The organism is Candidatus Merdisoma sp. JLR.KK006 (assembly GCF_036941035.1).
Lineage (GTDB): Bacteria > Bacillota > Clostridia > Lachnospirales > Lachnospiraceae > Laedolimicola.
On record NZ_JAYMNS010000013.1, the window covers coordinates 79221 to 97118 of the forward strand.

The window sequence follows — 17898 nt, forward strand, 5'->3', positions numbered from 1 at the left end:
CCACCGCATTTTCAGGAAAAAGCCCAAAGCAGAAGTCTGAAAAAACTACCATATCCCAAAACCGGCACAGGAAAATCGTGTCACTTCCCAAAACCAGAGGAGAGAGATTATGAAAGAGAGAGAAAAAAAAGAAAATCAAGGCTTATACCGGCAGCAATTTGAACACGACAACTGCGGCATCGGTGCCATCGTGAACAGCAAAGGTCTAAAGAGCCACAAAACCGTAGAAAACGCCCTCCGCATCGTAGAAAACCTGGAGCACCGTGCCGGAAAGGACGCAGAGGGGAAGACCGGAGACGGCGTAGGCATCCTGCTTCAGATCTCTCACCGCTTCTTCAAAAGAGTCTGCACGGAAGAAGGAATATCCCTGGGAGAAGAACGGGAATACGGCATCGCCCAGCTTTTCTTCCCCCAGAACGAACTAAAGCGGAACCAGGCAAAAAAGATGTTTGAGATCATCGTGGAAAAAGAGGGCCTGGAGCTTCTGGGCTTCCGTGAGGTTCCCGTCTATCCCCAGGTCTTAGGCCATGCGGCCAGGGAATGCATGCCCCATATCGTCCAGGCATTTATCAAAAAGCCGGGAAACGTAGAAAAGGGCCTGGAATTTGACCGCAAGCTCTACATAGCAAGGCGGGTATTCGAGCAGAGCAACGACAACACCTATGTGGTGTCCATGTCCAGCCGCACCATCGTCTACAAGGGCATGTTCCTGGTGGGGCAGCTCCGCACATTCTTCGGAGATCTCCAGGACCAGGACTACGAATCCGCCATAGCCATGGTACACTCCCGGTTCAGCACCAACACCAACCCAAGCTGGGAGAGAGCACATCCCAATCGTTTCATGGTCCACAACGGCGAGATCAACACCATCCGGGGCAATGCGGACAAGATGCTTGCCAGGGAGGAAACCATGGAGTCCGGCCATTTAAAGGGCGAGCTTCACAAGGTACTTCCGGTGGTCAATACCGACGGCTCCGATTCCGCCATGCTTGACAACACCCTGGAATTCCTCGTTATGAGTGGAATGGATCTGCCCCTGGCCGTCATGATCGCCATTCCCGAGCCATGGAGCAACAACAAGACCCTTTCCCAGGATGAGCGTGATTTCTATCAGTATTACGCAACCATGATGGAGCCATGGGACGGACCCGCATCCATTGTATTTTCCGACGGCGATCGTCTGGGAGCAGTTCTGGACCGGAACGGCTTAAGGCCCTCCCGCTACTATGTGCTGAAAAACGGCGATCTCATCCTTTCCTCCGAGGTAGGAGTTCTGGAGGTTCCCGAGGAAGAGATCGTATTAAAGGAACGGCTTCATCCGGGAAAAATGCTTCTGGTAGACACCCTTAAGGGAGAGATTCTCCAGGATGAGGAATTAAAGGAGATCTACACCACCAACCAGCCCTACGGGGAATGGCTGGATCAAAACCTGGTGGAGCTGAAAGACCTGAAGATTCCCAATATTTCGGTAGAAACTTACGATTCCACCAAGAGAAAGCAGCTTCAGAAAGCCTTTGGATATACCTATGAGGAATATAAAAACTCCATTCGGAACATGGCTCTAAACGGCGGAGAGGGAATCGCTTCTATGGGCGTGGACACCCCTCTGGCGGTCCTTTCCGGGAAAAAGCGTCCCCTCTTTGATTACTTTAAGCAGCTTTTCGCCCAGGTAACCAATCCTCCCATTGACGCCATCCGGGAGGAAATCGTAACCAGCACCACCGTGTATGTGGGAAAGAAAGGAAATCTTCTGGAAGAAAAGGCGGAAAACTGCCAGGTCTTAAAGATTAACAATCCGATTTTGACCAATACGGATATGCTGAAAATCAAGCACATGAAAAAGGACGGATTCCAGGTTGCAGTCGTTCCCATTACCTATTACAAGAGCACACGGCTTGACCGGGCCATTGACCGGCTCTTTGTGGAGGTTGACAAGGCCTATAAGGACGGGGCCAATATTCTCGTGCTGTCGGATCGGGGCGTGGATGAGAACCATATGCCCATTCCCTCCCTGCTGGCCGTGTCCGCCGTTCATCAGCATCTGGTAAATACAAAGAAGCAGACCTCCCTGGCTCTGATTCTGGAATCTGGCGAACCCAGAGAGGTGCATCATTTTGCCACGCTGCTGGGCTATGGTGCCTGTGCGGTCAATCCCTATCTGGCACTGGACACCATTGGAGAGCTTATTGAGGAAAATCTGCTCGGCAAGGATTACTATGCCGCCATTAACGATTACAATTCCGCCGTTCTTCACGGAATTGTGAAGATTGCATCCAAAATGGGGATTTCCACCATTCAATCCTATCAGGGAGCCAAGATCTTTGAAGCCATCGGCATTTCCGAGGAAGTGATTACGAAATATTTTTCCGGAACCGTAAGCCGGGTAGGCGGCATCGGCATAGAGGACATTGCGGCACAGGTAGACTATTATCATACGAAAGCCTTTGATCCTCTGGGACTTGAGACGGACCTTACCTTAGACAGCCTGGGGAAGCATAAGAGAAGAAGCGGTGGGGAAGAACACCGCTATAATCCGGAGACGATTCATCTTCTGCAGCAGTCCGCATGGACGGGAAACTATGAATTGTTCAAGGAGTACACCGGCAAGGTGGATCGGGAGCAAAGCGGCTACCTGCGAAGCATGATGGACTTCTGCTATCCGGAAAATCCCATTCCACTGGAAGAGGTGGAGCCGGTAGAAGAGATTGTAAAGCGATTTAAGACGGGTGCCATGTCCTATGGATCCATTTCTCAGGAAGCCCATGAGACGCTGGCTGTCGCTATGAACCATCTTCACGGAAAATCCAATACCGGGGAGGGCGGAGAGAGCGACGAGCGTCTGGACTCCGCAGGAAGTCCGGAGGATCGCTGCTCGGCAATCAAACAAGTGGCATCGGGACGTTTCGGTGTTACAAGCCGCTATCTGGTCAGTGCCCGTGAGATTCAGATTAAGATGGCACAGGGGGCAAAGCCTGGGGAGGGCGGACATCTTCCGGCCAAAAAGGTGTATCCCTGGATTGCGAAGACAAGGCATTCCACCCCCGGCGTGAGCCTGATTTCTCCGCCGCCCCACCATGATATTTACTCCATAGAAGATTTGGCACAGCTTATCTATGATCTGAAAAATGCCAATAAATATGCGGATATTTCTGTAAAGCTGGTGTCAGAAGCTGGTGTGGGAACCGTGGCTGCCGGTGTGGCAAAGGCCGGTGCACAGGTTATCTTGATTTCCGGCTATGACGGAGGTACGGGAGCCGCACCGGAGAGCTCCATCCACAATGCAGGGCTGCCCTGGGAGCTTGGCCTTGCGGAGACCCACCAGACCCTGTTAAAGAACGGCCTTAGAAACCGGGTCCGCATTGAGACAGACGGGAAGCTTATGAGTGGCCGGGATGTGGCCATTGCGGCCCTTTTGGGTGCGGAGGAATTCGGCTTTGCCACGGCACCCCTGGTGACCATGGGCTGCGTGATGATGCGTGTCTGCAATCTGGATACCTGCCCGGTGGGCGTGGCAACTCAGAATCCCGAGCTTCGGAAGCGTTTCAAGGGAAAACCGGAATATGTGGAGAACTTTATGCGGTTTATTGCAAGAGAGCTTCGGGAATATATGGCAAGGCTTGGCCTGCGGACCATTGACGAGATGGTGGGAAGAACCGATCTCTTAAGGGAAAAGGAACATACTGCTTCTCCCATGGCTTCCAGGCTGGACTTAAGTGAGATTTTAAACAATCCATTTGGAAAAGAGGAAGCTTCTGTAACCTTTACACCCTCTAAGGTTTATGACTTCCAGTTGGAGCGTACATTGGATGAGCGTATTTTGCTGAAAAAGCTGAAATCAGCGGTGGAAAAGGGTTCGAAAGCTTCCGTTGATCTGAAAGTGGGAAATACGGATCGTGCCTTTGGAACCATTCTTGGTGCAGAGATTACCAGATGCCACAAGGAGGGTCTGCCGGAAGATACCATTACGGTGTCATGTACGGGAACGGGCGGACAGAGCTTTGGAGCCTTTATCCCTAAGGGCCTGACCCTGACCCTCTGCGGGGATACCAATGACTACTATGGAAAGGGACTTTCCGGCGGGAAGCTTGTGATTTATCCGCCTAAGAACCGTGGTTATAAGGCGGAGGAAAATATCATTGCGGGAAATGTGGCACTGTACGGTGCAACCAGCGGAAAGGTATTTATCAATGGCGTGGCCGGAGAACGGTTTGCCGTGCGTAATTCCGGTGCATATGCGGTAGTCGAGGGTGTGGGCGAGCATGGCTGTGAATATATGACCGGCGGCCGGGTGGTGGTTCTTGGAAGAACCGGGAAAAACTTTGCCGCAGGCATGAGTGGCGGTATTGCCTATGTGCTGGATGAAGACAGCCATCTTTACCGGAACCTGAATAAAGACATGATTTCCATTGAAAAGGTGGAAAATAAGTATGATGTACAGGAATTAAAGACCCTGATCGAGGAGCATGTGGCGTCTACAGGCTCTGAGCGGGGAAGCCAGATTCTTTCCAGGTTTGAGGAATATCTTCCCAGGTTTAAGAAGATTATTCCCTATGATTATAAGAGAATGATTGCTCTGTCCTCCAAGCTGGAGGAAAAGGGCATGAGCACCCAGCAGGCACAGATGGAAGCCTTTTATGAGAGCTTCCAGAATAAGGAAACGGAGGAATAAGCAAATGGGAAAAGCCACAGGATTTTTGGAGTATGAGAGAGAAACGGCACAGGTGGAAGATCCTCTGGAGCGAATCCGCCATTTCCGGGAGTTCCGCACGCCCCTTTCCCTGGAAGCACAGGAGAGACAGGGGGCCAGGTGCATGGAATGCGGAGTTCCCTTTTGTCAGAACGGGGAGATGCTGGCAGGCATGGCTTCCGGCTGTCCTCTGCACAATCTGATTCCGGAGACCAATGATCTGGTGTACACCGGGAACTGGAAGCAGGCTTATGAGCGTCTTAGCAAGACCCACTGCTTTCCGGAATTTACCTGCCGGGTGTGTCCGGCCCTCTGTGAGGCGGCCTGTACCTGCAATGTGAACGGGGAGCCTGTGTCTGTTAAGGAAAATGAACGGGCCATTATTGAGCATGCCTACGAGAACGGCTGGGTGGTTCCAAGACCGCCCAGGGTGCGGACGGGAAAGCGGGTTGCCATTGTGGGAAGCGGTCCCTCGGGACTTTCTGCGGCTCAGCAGCTCAACCGCCGGGGGCATCTGGTGACGGTGTATGAACGGCGTGATCGCATCGGCGGCCTTTTGCGGTATGGGATTCCCAATATGAAGCTGGATAAAAAGATTCTGGATCGGCGGATCGAGCTTATGAAAGCGGAGGGGGGTTGTATTTGAGACCAATGTGGATGTGGGAAAGGATATTTCCCCTGAGGAACTGAAGCAGAATTTTGATCGGATTTTGCTGGCCTGCGGTGCTGCCAATCCCCGGGATATCAATGTGCCCGGGCGGGATAGTGGAAATATTTATTTTGCCGTTGATTTTCTTACTTCTGTGACGAAGAGTCTGCTGGATTCGAATTTGAAAGATAAGGCTTATGTGAGTGCTCAGGGAAAGCATGTGCTGGTGATTGGCGGCGGCGATACGGGAAATGACTGTGTGGGGACTTCCATTCGGCTTGGGGCTAAGTCGGTGACGCAGCTTGAGATGATGCCAAAACCCGGAGAGACGAGAAGTGCTTCCAATCCCTGGCCCCAGTGGCCCAGGGTCTTAAAGACGGATTACGGCCAGGAGGAAGCCATTGCGGTTTTTGGGCATGACCCCAGGATTTATCAGACTACGGTGAAAGAGTTTTTGAAAGATAAAAACGGGAATGTGAAGAAAGCGGTGATTGTGAATCTGGAGCCGAAAAAGGATGAGAAGTCCGGGAGGATGATGATGGTTCCCGTGGAGGGAAGCGAGCAGACGATTCCGGCGGAGCTGGTGCTGATTGCGGCAGGATTTCTGGGGAGCCAGGCTTATGTGACGGATGCTTTTGGGGTTGAGGTGGATCCGAGGACCAATGTGAAGACGGATGCCGGAGGGTATGAGACGAGTGTGCCGGGGGTCTTTGCGGCCGGGGATATGCATCGGGGGCAGTCGCTGGTGGTTTGGGCGATCCAGGAGGGCAGGCAGGCTGCCCGGGCTGTGGATGAGTCGTTGATGGATTATACGAATCTTTGAAGACATTGTATTTGGATTGATTTTTTAAAGGGGAGATTTATCTATGGATTTTATTGAGGTTGTGAGGAAGAAAGTGGCCGGGGATTTGGAGGACTTTCTTTTGGCGGATGAGGGTGCGGTGCTGGTTTTGGAGGGTGCCGTTCACAGTGTTCGTGATATGGGTGAGATTGCTTTTGTGGTTTTGCGGCGGCGAGAGGGACTTATCCAGACGGTTTTGGAGAAAGGGAAGACGGGGATTGCTCTGTCGGAGATTCGGGAGGGGGATTTTGTCCGGGTTACCGGGACGGTGAAAAAGGAGGAACGGGCACCTTATGGCCGGGAGCTTCGGCTTGTGAGTGTTTTCCATCTTTCCCATTCGGCGGGGCCTTTGCCGCTTCCCATTGATAAGTGGAAGCTGAATACTTCTTTGGAAGCTAAGCTGAACCGGAGGTCTTTGTCGCTGCGGAATGTTCGGGAGAGGGCGAAGTTTCGGATTCAGGAGGGGCTTGTAAGGGGCTTTCGGGACTTCCTTTATGGCCAGGGCTTTACGGAGATTCATACGCCTAAGGTGGGGGCTAAGAGTGCTGAGGGTGGTGCAAATCTTTTTAAGCTGTCTTATTTTCACCGGCCGGCGGTGCTTCAACAGAGTCCCCAGCTTTATAAGCAGATGATGGTTGGTGTTTTTGACCGGGTCTTTGAGACGGGACCTGTTTTTCGTGCGGAGAAGCACAATACGAGACGGCATTTGAATGAATATACCAGCCTGGATTTTGAGATGGGTTATATTGATGGCTTTTTGGATATCTGTGAGATGGAGACGGAATTTCTCCGGTATACGTTTGGGCTTCTTAAGAGGGAGTATGAAAAGGAATTAAGCTTGCTTAAGGTGGAGCTGCCGGGGACGGATCGGATTCCTTATGTGCGGTTTGACAAGGCGAAAGAGTTGATTGCAGAGAAGTATCATCACAGGATTCGCAATCCCTTTGATCTGGAGCCGGAGGAAGAAGAGCTGATTGGGCGGTACTTTAAGGAAGAGTATGATGCGGATTTTGTGTTTGTGACCCATTATCCATCGAAAAAGCGGCCTTTTTATGCCATGGATGATCCGGAGGATGAACGGTTTACCCTGAGCTTTGATCTTTTGTATAAGGGATTGGAGATTACCACTGGGGGACAGCGTATTCATGACTGGCAGGCTTTGACGGAGAAGCTAAAGAAGCGTGGTATGACGGAGGATGGCCTGGAGCAGTATCTGGATACGTTCCGTTACGGAATGCCGCCCCATGGAGGGCTTGGAATTGGCCTGGAACGGCTTACGATGCAGCTTTTGGGTGAAGAGAATGTGAGAGAAGCCTGTCTCTTTCCCAGGGATATGACCAGGCTGGAGCCTTGATTCCTGCGGACGAGGAGCAAATATCCTGCTGCTTGCTGCAAAGGATTTGGCTTTATGTTGGCTCAAATTTTGGTATAAGGCTGGAATATTTGCCAAATGATATAGTCAAAGACCTTGCGGCTGTAAAAGATGTAGATTGAAATAGGAGCATACTATGGGCAGAAGAATTGATGATGCAACGATGGATAATGTGGAACTTCTGGCAAAGCTGACCCTTGAACCAAAAGAGCGTGAGAAAGTCCGGGAGGAAATGGAGCAGATCCTGAATTATGTGGAGAAGCTGAATGAACTGGATACGGAGAAAGCGGCTCCTTTGGTTCATATTTTGCAGGAAACCAATGTGTTTCGGGAGGATGCGGTGACGAATGGAGACGGTCTTGCGGATGCCATGTCCAACGCACCGAGGAGCAAGGACGGACAGTATATGGTGCCGAAAACCTTTTAGATATTACGGAACTGGAATAGGAGGTACTTAGTATGGAACAGCTTTTTCATATGTCTGCCCTGGAGCTGGGGCAGAAGATCCGAACCGGCGATCTTAAGGTGAGGGATGTTGCCCTTTCTTATATGGAACGAATCAAAGAAATAGATCCGACGATTCATGCTTTTCTGGCTCTCAATGAAAACAGACTGGAGGAGCGTATCACGGAGGTGGAGACCGGAATTCGGGAGGGCCGTTATACGGGGCCTTTAGCCGGTGTTCCGGTGGCGGTCAAGGATAATATCTGCACCAAGGGTCTTCCTACTACCTGTGCATCCAAAATGCTGGAGGATTTTGTCCCTGCCTATGATGCGGAAGCAGTAATGCGGATGGAAGCAGAGGGAATGATTCTGCTGGGAAAGACCAATATGGATGAGTTTGCCATGGGGAGCACCACAGAGACCTCTTATTTTCAGATAACGGTAAATCCCTGGAACAAGAACCATGTACCGGGCGGTTCCTCAGGCGGCTCCTGTGCGGCGGTTGCTGCCGGGGAAACTCCCCTGGCTCTGGGATCGGATACGGGAGGTTCTATTCGCCAGCCCTCTTCTTATTGCGGCGTATGTGGGCTGAAGCCTACCTATGGACGTGTGTCACGCTATGGACTGATCGCTTTTGCATCCTCCCTGGATCAGATTGGTCCTGTGGGGAAGACCGTGGGTGATTGTGCGGCACTGTTTGAAATGATAGCCGGGAAAGATGCAAAGGACAGTACCAGCAGCAATCATCCTTTGGAAAATGGGAAAGACCTGGTTTCCGGCAGCTTACGGGGAATGCGAATCGGAATTCCGGAGGAACTGGCGGATGGCATTGACGCAGAAGTAAAGAAAGCGATTCTGGACGCAGCACAGGTAATGAAAGAAAACGGAGCACAGGTGGAGACGTTTTCTCTGGGGCTTACGGATTATCTGATTCCTGCTTACTATATTATTGCCTGTGCGGAAGCCAGCTCCAATCTGGAACGGTTTGACGGTGTAAAATACGGCCACCGAAGCAAGGATGCAACAGAGCTTCATGAGATGTACCGGAAAAGCCGTCAGGAGGGCTTCGGTGCGGAGGTAAAGCGTCGGATTCTTCTGGGATCCTTTGTGCTTAGCTCCGGCTATTATGATGCTTATTATCTGAAAGCCTTAAAGGCAAAGGCTCTTATTAAGCAGGAGTTTGATAAAGCCTTTGAGCAGTATGACTGCATTCTGGCCCCGGCAGCACCGTCTACGGCTCCCAAGGTGGGGATCAGCTTATCGGATCCCCTTAAGATGTACCTTAGCGACATTGATACGGTGGCCGTGAATCTGTGCGGTCTTCCTGCTATCAGCGTACCCTGCGGAATGGACAGCAAGGGACTGCCTATTGGCATGCAGGTGATCGGAGACCTCTTCCAGGAAAAGAAGATATTAAAGGCAGCAGCGGCCTACGAAGCACTTCGGGGAGCATTTCCTGCGGCCTGGGATACGGCGGAACTATAACGGGACTTTAACAGCAATATCCTGTCAGTGCACAGAAGAAATTACGGACACATGTATTTGTGGCCGGAAATTCTTCTATACAAGGGTGTACTGGCAGGATATTGCGGAACTATAAATAGGAGGCATTTTTTATGGCAAAGCAATATGAGACAGTGATAGGCCTGGAGGTTCATGTGGAGCTGTCTACGGCTACGAAGATTTTCTGCGGCTGTTCCACAAAGTTTGGCGGCAGGCCCAATACCCATACTTGTCCGGTGTGTACAGGAATGCCGGGTTCTCTTCCGGTTTTGAATAAAAAGGTGGTGGAATATGCCTTAAAGCTGGGCCTTGCTTTAAACTGTCAGATCAATCAGAACTGCCAGTTTGACCGGAAGAATTATTTTTATCCGGACAATCCGCAGAATTACCAGATCTCTCAGCTTTACCTGCCAATCTGCCATGACGGATACCTGGAAATTGCTGTTTCCGGTGAGAAAAAGAAAGTTCGGATTCACGAGATGCATATGGAGGAGGATGCCGGAAAACTGGTCCATGACGAGTGGGAGGATTCTTCTTTGGTTGATTATAACCGAAGCGGCGTGCCCCTCCTTGAGATCGTGTCAGAGCCGGATATGCGAACGGCGGACGAGGTGATTGCTTATCTTGAGAAGCTTCGGATGCTCTGCCGGTATCTTGGAGTTTCGGACTGCAAGCTTCAGGAGGGTTCCATGCGTGCGGATGTGAATCTTTCCGTCAGGGAGGTGGGAAGCCAGAAGCTTGGCACTCGAACGGAGATGAAGAACCTGAATTCCTTTAAGGCCATTACCCATGCCATTGAGGGGGAGAGGGAACGTCAGATTGAGCTTCTCACGGAGCACCGGGAGGTGGTGCAGGAGACACGGCGTTGGGATGACAATAAGGAATCCTCCTATGGGATGCGTTCCAAGGAGGATGCCAAGGATTACCGGTATTTTCCGGATCCGGATTTGCAGCCGGTGGTGATCTCAGATGCCTGGCTTGAGGAACTTCGGGATTTGCAGCCGGAATTTCAGGAGGAACGGGAGAAGAGGTTTCAAAAGGAGTATGGTTTGCCGGAGTATGATGCGGGGATTCTAACACAGTCCAGGCATTTGGCGGATATATTTGAGGATGTGGCAAGGCTTAGCGGTCATCCCAAGAAGACGGCCAACTGGCTGATGGGAGAGGGCTTACGAATCTTAAAAGAGAAAGGGATGGAGCCGGAGGAGCTTTCCTTTACACCGGAGCATCTGTCGGATCTGATTCTGGCCGTGGAGCATGGTGAAATCAATCATGGCAATGCACGTCTTGTATTTGAGCAGATTCTGGAAGCGGATGTGGAGCCTGCCGCTTATATGGAAGAGCATGGAATGAAAGTGATTACGGATGACGATGCACTTCTTACGGCGGTGGATGAGGTTTTGGCGGAGAATCCGAAAGTTGTGGAGGAATTCCACAGCGGTAAGGAGAAAGTCTTTGGTTTCCTGGTTGGACAGGTGATGAAGAAGATGAAAGGTAAGGCGGATCCCGGGAAAGTGAATGAAGCTTTGAGGGGGCGGATTTAGGGAGTTTTTGAACTGAGACAGGGCGGTGTCTGGTTGTGACCGGACTGTTTATGTGAAACAGCAGAATATGCGGGATAGAAATGTTATGGGGCTGTCAGGAAATAAGACAGCCCCATATGATGGTGGTCTTGCGGTTTCCGGTATAGATTTTTTATTTGTCCATTTTTTGATTACGATTTGAGTTCCCGGCATAATCAAATTGTGGCTCTTTAAGCTCGAATACAAAATTTTCTCTGTTCACTACACCTACCACTTTGTCGCTATCATAAAGTTTAAGCAAAAATTCGGCCACCTGTGTACCGGTATGATATGTGCCAAAGACCTTATCATAATCATATTCGGTTACATGATTAGCGACTTTTCCGAATTCCGTCTTAGTTGCTGCCGGAGCTAATACTTTTGCCTGCATTTTGCAGTCATTTTCCTTTAATTCCCATGCCAATCCCTCGGTAAATGTGCTGACATAAAATTTGGACGCACAATAAGTAATAGCTGCAGGTACGATCGTATAGCCGCCGGCAGAAGAAATATTGATAAGCTGTGTTCCCTCTACATCTTTGAAATCCCGCACAAACAGTGAAGAAAAAACCGTGAGGGCTTCCACGTTTAAGTGAAGCATTTGTGTGATTTTGTTCAAGTCCTGATGACTTACGGTGTCGTAGTTTCCAAAACCGGCACTGTTAATCCATGTCTGCAACGGATACTTCTTAATTTCTTCATACAGCCGAAAAACATTGTCTGGAATGGATAAGTCCGTAGCCTTGATTATAATATTCAATGCCGGATAGCAAGATAAGATTTCCTGTTTTAATGCTTCGAGTCTGTCTTTTCTGCGGGCTGCTAAAATCAGATGACTGCCACGTCCTGCAAATGCCTTTGCCGCTTCATACCCGATACCTGAACTTGCTCCGGTGATTACGGTATATTTTTCTGTGTTGTGAATCATTTACAAAACCTCCCCGTTTTTGATATAATGCAAGCATACAATGTAGAGTGAACTCTATGTCAAGAGATGGGAAGTGATTTTTTGAAATATTCCATAGGTGAATTTTCAAAGCTGACAGGTTTAGGCATACATACCTTGCGTTACTATGAGCAGGAACATTTAATCACACCAGGGCGTAATTCCGGCAACCGCCGTTGCTATACGGATCGGGATCTGGCCTGGATTGATTTTATCAAGCGGTTAAAAGACACGGGTATGCCAATCAAAGAAATCCGGCATTACGCTGAATTGCGTGCAAAAGGTGAACCTACTTTGCCTGCAAGAATGGAAATGCTCATTTCTCACCGAAAAGCTCTGGGTGAACAAATCAATCAATTACAAGAACACATGAATAAATTAGACGAAAAGATTGAATTTTATCGGCGGGAAATTGGATGTATTACAAAGGAAACATGATTCTGGGAAATACTTTTGATTACGAAGACTGAGCCATTTATGAGGATAATAGCAGGATGGAGACAGAAGATCTTATTCTTGGGAAAGCAAAATATGAGGATTGGAGATCTATATACCATAATGTCTGGTCCAGGCCGGAGACGGCAGAGTATATGGTATGGAAAGTGACGGTAAATGAGGATGAAGCCAGGGAGAGGATACGTAGGACAATCACATGGCAGGGGACCCATGATGCATGGCTGATCTATGAGAGAGACAGCGGGCAGGCCATTGGTTTTGCAGGAGTGGAGGAAACAGAGCCGCATATTTATCATGAGACTGGTATTGCTTTGGGGCCGGAGTATGTGGGAAAGGGATATGGGAAGCAAATACTGTGTTTATTGATGGAATACTGTGTTTCTTTAGGCGGGCAGGAATTTTATTATTCTACACGGGCAGGGAATCTTGCTTCAAAGGCTCTGGCATTGTCCTGCGGACTGACTTATCAGTATTCGGAGCAGAAGACAGACTCATGCACTGGGAAAACTTATGAATTGGAGATTTATAAAAAGGATCTGAACTGATATGTATGCCGTATGTAAAAGGACGGACGATTGGGGAGCAACAGAAAAACTCCATATTTATGCCACATGAAAAAGAGCAGACAGTTGGCAGATAACAGAAGAATCAGTAATCGGATATGACCTCCATGTGTATACGGTAATCCCTGTTATCTTTGATGTTTTTCAACCACAGTATACAGGTAAATCCACAAAACTACAAATTGGAGATCATTGCATATTGTCTGTCACCTTTCTTCGGTTAATGTCTGTCAAAATATTTAAAACAAACCACATAAACGACTTGGCTTAGCAAAAAGATACTTATGGCAATCATGCAGCCTGCCATATCTGCTTTGCAGATGGCAGAATACAAAGCAAGAACAATAAAACCTATATTGGCAAATTCAGATACAAGAGTATATGCTTTGCCGTTAATAAGCACATTCCTTTCATCCTCATCCATGATTCTGGCACGACCAATTTTATGGACAAAGTGTTCAAACAGAAAATCCACAATGCCATAAGCTATGAGGGCAGAACCGGCAGAAACAATAAAAGCTGCAGGAAATCCCTTTATAAGACTAAAAGGCAATGCCAGAATACCAATACCAATCAATAAACACGCAAAAATCTTCTTACTTTTTCTCATGTCAATCCTCCTCAAAATGAAATAATTCTTCAATCCTTAATCCAAATATTTTAGCCAGCTCATGTGCCAGTAAAACGGACGGATTGTATTGCCCTTTTTCCAATGAAATAATCGTTCTGGATGATACCTTGACTAAATCAGCAAGCTGCTGTTGAGTAAGCTGTTTCTTTATTCGGCATTCTCTTACATTGTTTGATAGCAGTGCAGGAACTTCTTTTTTCAATCCTTGTCTCCTATGTATGAAATAAACTTCATGTGAATTTTATTTCATATTATCATTTGGATATGCTTTTGTCAACAATATTTTCCGTGTACAAGGACATTATCTCGCTTGACAACTTTATTATACAGCTGTATAATATATTATACAAATGTATAACCAGGAGAAAACTTTATGATCAATACCACAAAAAAGCTGGGAGAAGCCGAGCTGGAAATCATGCAGGTCATCTGGAAAAAAGAAACTCCGGTCACTTCCAACTACATTTTAAAAGAACTTAAAGGGCAAAGAAAATGGCAGCTTTCCACTCTGATGACCTCATTAACACGCCTGTCCAACAAAGGATTTGTAAGTTGCGACCGTTCAACAGGAAGCAATCTCTATACCTCTCTTATTTCCGAAAATGAATATAAGGCCAAAGCCAGCAGGCACTTTCTTGAGAAGCTGTATAACAATTCCATCCAAAATATGATAGCTGCCCTGTACAGTGATAAAGCTATCAAGAATTCGGATGTGACAGAGCTTCGAAGATTTCTGGACGAAATAGAAGCGGAGCATTCCGGGGAGGATGAGCAATGCTGACAAACCTGTTTCTTTCCGTTTTGGAAATATCCCTGTCAGTCAGTCTGATTGTCGCTGTACTGCTTCTGTTTTCGCCCCTTTTAAACAGACGGTATGCTTCCAAATGGAGCTATTGGATCTGGATCTTTCTGGCTCTGCGTCTTGTGATTCCCTTTCATCTAATACAGGGACAATCGGTTACAGCCCTTTTCCAAAGAAAGTCCCCAAGCACATCTGTTTCAAAAGAAACCTCACCGGATATTGCTTCTGACGAGACGGTCTTAAGTCCCATGACGGTTGAACTGCCGCCCCAATTGACAGCACCAATCCTGCTCCGGACGGAAAGGAGCAATATCCCCATCACCTTGCTGGATATCGCAGCCCTCCTCTGGTTGGCCGGATGCCTGTGTTTTCTGTCCGTCCATCTGGTAAGCTATCTCCATTATAAAAAATGGCTGCTAATAAGGGGATCGGCCCTAAAGGACAAAAAGATCTGGGAGCAGCTATTGGCATTGGAACAGGAATTACAGGTGGATATGATAGATTTAATTGAATCCCCCAGAGCATCCAGCCCTATGATCATAGGATTTCGGATGCCTGTTCTGGTTCTTCCAAAGGAAAAATACACCTCAGAGGAACTCTATTTTATCTTAAAACATGAGTTGATTCATCTGAAACGCAGGGATGTATACAAGAAGCTTCTTTTTGTAATTGCAAATGGAGTACACTGGTTTAATCCCTTAATCTGGCTGATGCAGAGAAATGCCCTTATGGATATGGAATTGTCCTGCGATGAGATCGTTGTGCAGGGAGGGGATTATACCCTGCGGAAAGCATACACGGAAACCCTGTTTTCCACACTTCACAGGCACTGTACCAGGAAAACTCCTTTATCAACACAATTTTATGGAGGGAAAGATATTATGAAAAAGCGTTTTCTTAACATTTTAGACAAAAAGGGAAAGAAAAATGGGGCGGGCCTGTTCCTGTGTGCCATTGTTTTCACATTCATTTTCGGAATGCTCATAGGCTGTACGGTAACAAAGGAAGCTGCCAACGATACGGATGACACAGCTAATCCGCCAAAAACGGAAGAACTTCCCGTGGATAAAGAAGAGGAAATCATTGATGAGGAGACTTATAGCACTCCCGCCGAAAACGGCGATCCTGCTGCCGAGATTCCCCAAAACGGACAAATCTACGGCTATATCTCTGAATTTAACAGTGATTCCATCACCCTGGATCGGAAGCTTTGGGTAACTATGGAAAGCGAGGACTGGAAGCCGGAGTATAACGAGGATGCAGGCTTTGAGGTTGTTGACGCAGAAAATGACGATATCACATTCCACATCCATAAGGACTGTACTTACTCTGCCCTTAAAAATCACCACGATCCGGTAACAGAGCTTAACAGGGAAGAATTTGAAACTTATCTGCGGGATATGGAATATCCCATTCTCTGGGTTATGGAACTGGAGGACGGGCAGATTAAAAATATTTCGGAGCAATATCTTCCATAAGCAGGAAAATAGCCAGATATTACGGAGCGGATTGAAAAGCAGGGAGGTATATGATAGTATAAAAATCAGAGGATCTGCATATAAGAAACGAAAGGGCTGTCCCAGGGGGGCAGCCTTTCGCAGTAAATTTAAAAATACAAGTAGGAGAACCGCAGCCATGAACAAATATAAAATCCTGCTGGTGGAGGATGACAGGGAAATCAGCGAAATGCTGAAAAACTATCTGACAGCAGAAAACTATGAAGTAACCTGCGCTTTTGACGGTCAGGAGGCATGTGACAAGTTTGACGCTTCCCCCTGCCATCTGGTGCTTTTGGATCTCATGATCCCCAAAATCAGCGGTATTGACGTAATGCAGCATATCCGAAAAACCAGCTTTGTTCCCATTATAATCCTTTCTGCAAGGGATACGGAGGGAGATAAGATGCTGGGCTTAGGTCTGGGGGCGGACGACTACATTACAAAGCCCTTTTCCGTGGTAGAGCTTCTGGCAAGGATAAAAGCAAACCTGCGCAGGACCACCCAATATGACAATGCAGCCATTTCTGCCCCGTCTATCCTTACGGCAGGAGAACTTCAGATGAATTTGTCAGATTACACCCTGACCAAAAAAGGAAAGAAAATCGATCTGACAGCAAAAGAATTTGAAATCTTAAAACTGCTTCTTAAAAATCCCCAAAAAGTCTATACCAAAGAACAAATCTATTCCCTCGTCTGGAAAGACGCATATTGCGGCGATGAAAATGCCGTAAACGTACATATGAGCAGGCTGCGGAACAAAATAGAGGACGATTCCCGGAATCCAAAATATGTAGTTACCGTCTGGGGAATCGGCTACAAGCTGGGAGAAAGCCTATGAACGGCGGGGTAGTCCTGTTTTTTCTGTGTCTTATCATTTGCGTTCTCCTTGGCATCATCCTGTATCAGCAATGGGTATTTCGTACCGGAACTCAGAGAAAAATACGGGAAATTCACAAAAAGCTACAGGAAATCATAGCATCGGACAGCAGTGAGTCCATTATGGTTTTCACGGACAATCACGAGCTTCAGGAACTGGCGGCGCAAATCAACGACATACTGGAACACCACAGGAAAGCAAAGGCCGACTACAACCGTTCCGAAATGGCATCCAAAAAAATGCTCTCCAACATTTCCCATGACATGAAAACACCCATGACAGTGATCCTGGGCTATCTGGAAATCATGCGGCTGAATGGCAAAGCCACAAAGGAAATGCTGGCAAAGACGGAGGAAAAAGCCGGAAGCCTAATGGAGCTTATAAACCAATTCTTTACCCTGGCAAAAATAGAAGCAGGCGATATGGACTTGGAGCTTTCCAGGATAGATATTTGCGAAATCTGCCGGGAAAGCATTTTGGATTTTTACGAAATATTGACAAAGGCGGATTTTCAGGTGGATGTCCGCCTGCCGGAATCTGCCGTTTACATTCAGGGAAACCGGGAAGCTTTAGAGCGTATTTTATTAAATCTTATTTCCAATGTAATCCGCTACGGCTCTGAGGGAAAATATCTGGGCCTGCTCCTTAGAACGGAAGAAAAATATGTATGCATTGATGTGGTTGACAAAGGGAAAGGAATTGAAAAAGCCTTTGCAGAGCACGTGTTTGATCGACTTTTCACCCTGGAGGATTCCCGAAGCCGCAGCGTACAGGGCAATGGATTGGGGCTGGCAATCGCTAAAAATCTGGCATTGCAGCTGGGAGGGGAGCTTTCCCTTGAGAGCATTCCCTATGAAAAAACCGTATTTACAGTGAAATTAAAAAATAGCTGCGAAAGAAATTTGTAAGATTTATTCAAGAGTTTTGAAAAATGGAGCTGCTATTATGATAAGTGTAAGGAGTCACTTGTTAAGAAACACCCTGCGGGTATCCCTTTATGCACAAAAACATGTGCAAATCAAGGAAACACCCTGCGGGTATCCCTTTATGCACAAAAAGCATGTGC

14 protein-coding genes and 1 pseudogene are annotated in these 17898 nt (G+C 47.8%); 12 read left to right on the top strand and 3 right to left on the bottom strand.

Annotated features, from left to right (window positions below):
• The first annotated feature begins 109 nt into the window (after window positions 1-109).
• From gltB to gatB, 6 genes and pseudogenes are all read left to right on the top strand, one after another.
• Window positions 110-4669: a glutamate synthase large subunit gene (gltB, locus tag VSQ61_RS11860; RefSeq protein WP_334344635.1), complete on the top strand. Its 4560-nt coding sequence runs from the start codon at window positions 110-112 to the stop codon at window positions 4667-4669.
• Between the two features lie 4 nt (window positions 4670-4673).
• A pseudogene (locus VSQ61_RS11865) lies at window positions 4674-6159 on the top strand (glutamate synthase subunit beta).
• 43 nt (window positions 6160-6202) lie between these two features.
• The gene (gene aspS, locus VSQ61_RS11870; RefSeq protein ID WP_334344636.1) at window positions 6203-7531 is read left to right on the top strand and encodes an aspartate--tRNA(Asn) ligase; all 1329 of its coding nucleotides are present in this window, start codon (window positions 6203-6205) and stop codon (window positions 7529-7531) included.
• Between the two features lie 154 nt (window positions 7532-7685).
• Complete coding sequence (gatC, locus tag VSQ61_RS11875) at window positions 7686-7976, top strand: Asp-tRNA(Asn)/Glu-tRNA(Gln) amidotransferase subunit GatC (protein WP_334344637.1); 291 nt, start codon at window positions 7686-7688, stop codon at window positions 7974-7976.
• 32 nt (window positions 7977-8008) lie between these two features.
• The gene (gene gatA, locus VSQ61_RS11880; protein WP_334344638.1) at window positions 8009-9478 is read left to right on the top strand and encodes an Asp-tRNA(Asn)/Glu-tRNA(Gln) amidotransferase subunit GatA; all 1470 of its coding nucleotides are present in this window, start codon (window positions 8009-8011) and stop codon (window positions 9476-9478) included.
• Between the two features lie 131 nt (window positions 9479-9609).
• Complete coding sequence (gatB, locus tag VSQ61_RS11885; RefSeq protein ID WP_334344639.1) at window positions 9610-11040, top strand: Asp-tRNA(Asn)/Glu-tRNA(Gln) amidotransferase subunit GatB; 1431 nt, start codon at window positions 9610-9612, stop codon at window positions 11038-11040.
• Between the two features lie 151 nt (window positions 11041-11191).
• Here gatB and VSQ61_RS11890 read toward each other — a convergent pair whose 3' ends face one another.
• Window positions 11192-11986, bottom strand: a complete 795-nt coding sequence (locus VSQ61_RS11890) for an SDR family NAD(P)-dependent oxidoreductase (protein ID WP_334344640.1) — start codon at window positions 11984-11986, stop codon at window positions 11192-11194.
• Between the two features lie 81 nt (window positions 11987-12067).
• Here VSQ61_RS11890 and VSQ61_RS11895 point away from each other — a divergent pair, with 81 nt between their 5' ends.
• Window positions 12068-12442: a MerR family transcriptional regulator gene (locus VSQ61_RS11895; protein ID WP_334344641.1), complete on the top strand. Its 375-nt coding sequence runs from the start codon at window positions 12068-12070 to the stop codon at window positions 12440-12442.
• A 56-nt stretch (window positions 12443-12498) separates the two neighbouring features.
• Window positions 12499-13005 carry a GNAT family N-acetyltransferase gene (locus VSQ61_RS11900; protein ID WP_334344642.1) on the top strand — a complete coding sequence of 169 codons (507 nt, stop codon included), beginning with the start codon at window positions 12499-12501 and terminating at the stop codon, window positions 13003-13005.
• A gap of 238 nt (window positions 13006-13243) precedes the next feature.
• On the opposite strand, the gene VSQ61_RS11905 is transcribed toward VSQ61_RS11900, so the two are convergent.
• Both VSQ61_RS11905 and VSQ61_RS11910 read right to left on the bottom strand, forming a co-directional pair.
• On the bottom strand, window positions 13244-13633 hold the full coding sequence (locus tag VSQ61_RS11905) for a hypothetical protein (protein ID WP_334344643.1): 390 nt from the start codon (window positions 13631-13633) through the stop codon (window positions 13244-13246).
• A gap of 1 nt (window position 13634) precedes the next feature.
• Window positions 13635-13856, bottom strand: a complete 222-nt coding sequence (locus VSQ61_RS11910) for a helix-turn-helix transcriptional regulator (RefSeq protein ID WP_334344644.1) — start codon at window positions 13854-13856, stop codon at window positions 13635-13637.
• A 171-nt stretch (window positions 13857-14027) separates the two neighbouring features.
• On the opposite strand from VSQ61_RS11910, the gene VSQ61_RS11915 reads away from it, so the two are divergent.
• The 4 genes from VSQ61_RS11915 (at window position 14028) to VSQ61_RS11930 (ending at window position 17740) form a co-directional block, all read left to right on the top strand.
• Window positions 14028-14435 carry a BlaI/MecI/CopY family transcriptional regulator gene (locus tag VSQ61_RS11915; protein ID WP_334344645.1) on the top strand — a complete coding sequence of 136 codons (408 nt, stop codon included), beginning with the start codon at window positions 14028-14030 and terminating at the stop codon, window positions 14433-14435.
• On the top strand, window positions 14429-15934 hold the full coding sequence (locus VSQ61_RS11920; RefSeq protein ID WP_334344646.1) for a M56 family metallopeptidase: 1506 nt from the start codon (window positions 14429-14431) through the stop codon (window positions 15932-15934). Before VSQ61_RS11915 ends, VSQ61_RS11920 begins: the two co-directional genes overlap by 7 nt.
• Window positions 15935-16091: 157 nt before the next feature.
• Window positions 16092-16793: a response regulator transcription factor gene (locus VSQ61_RS11925; RefSeq protein WP_334344647.1), complete on the top strand. Its 702-nt coding sequence runs from the start codon at window positions 16092-16094 to the stop codon at window positions 16791-16793.
• Window positions 16790-17740, top strand: coding sequence for a sensor histidine kinase (locus tag VSQ61_RS11930; protein WP_334344648.1), 951 nt, complete (start codon window positions 16790-16792; stop codon window positions 17738-17740). The genes VSQ61_RS11925 and VSQ61_RS11930 overlap by 4 nt, the downstream gene beginning before the upstream one ends.
• Window positions 17741-17898 lie beyond the last annotated feature (158 nt).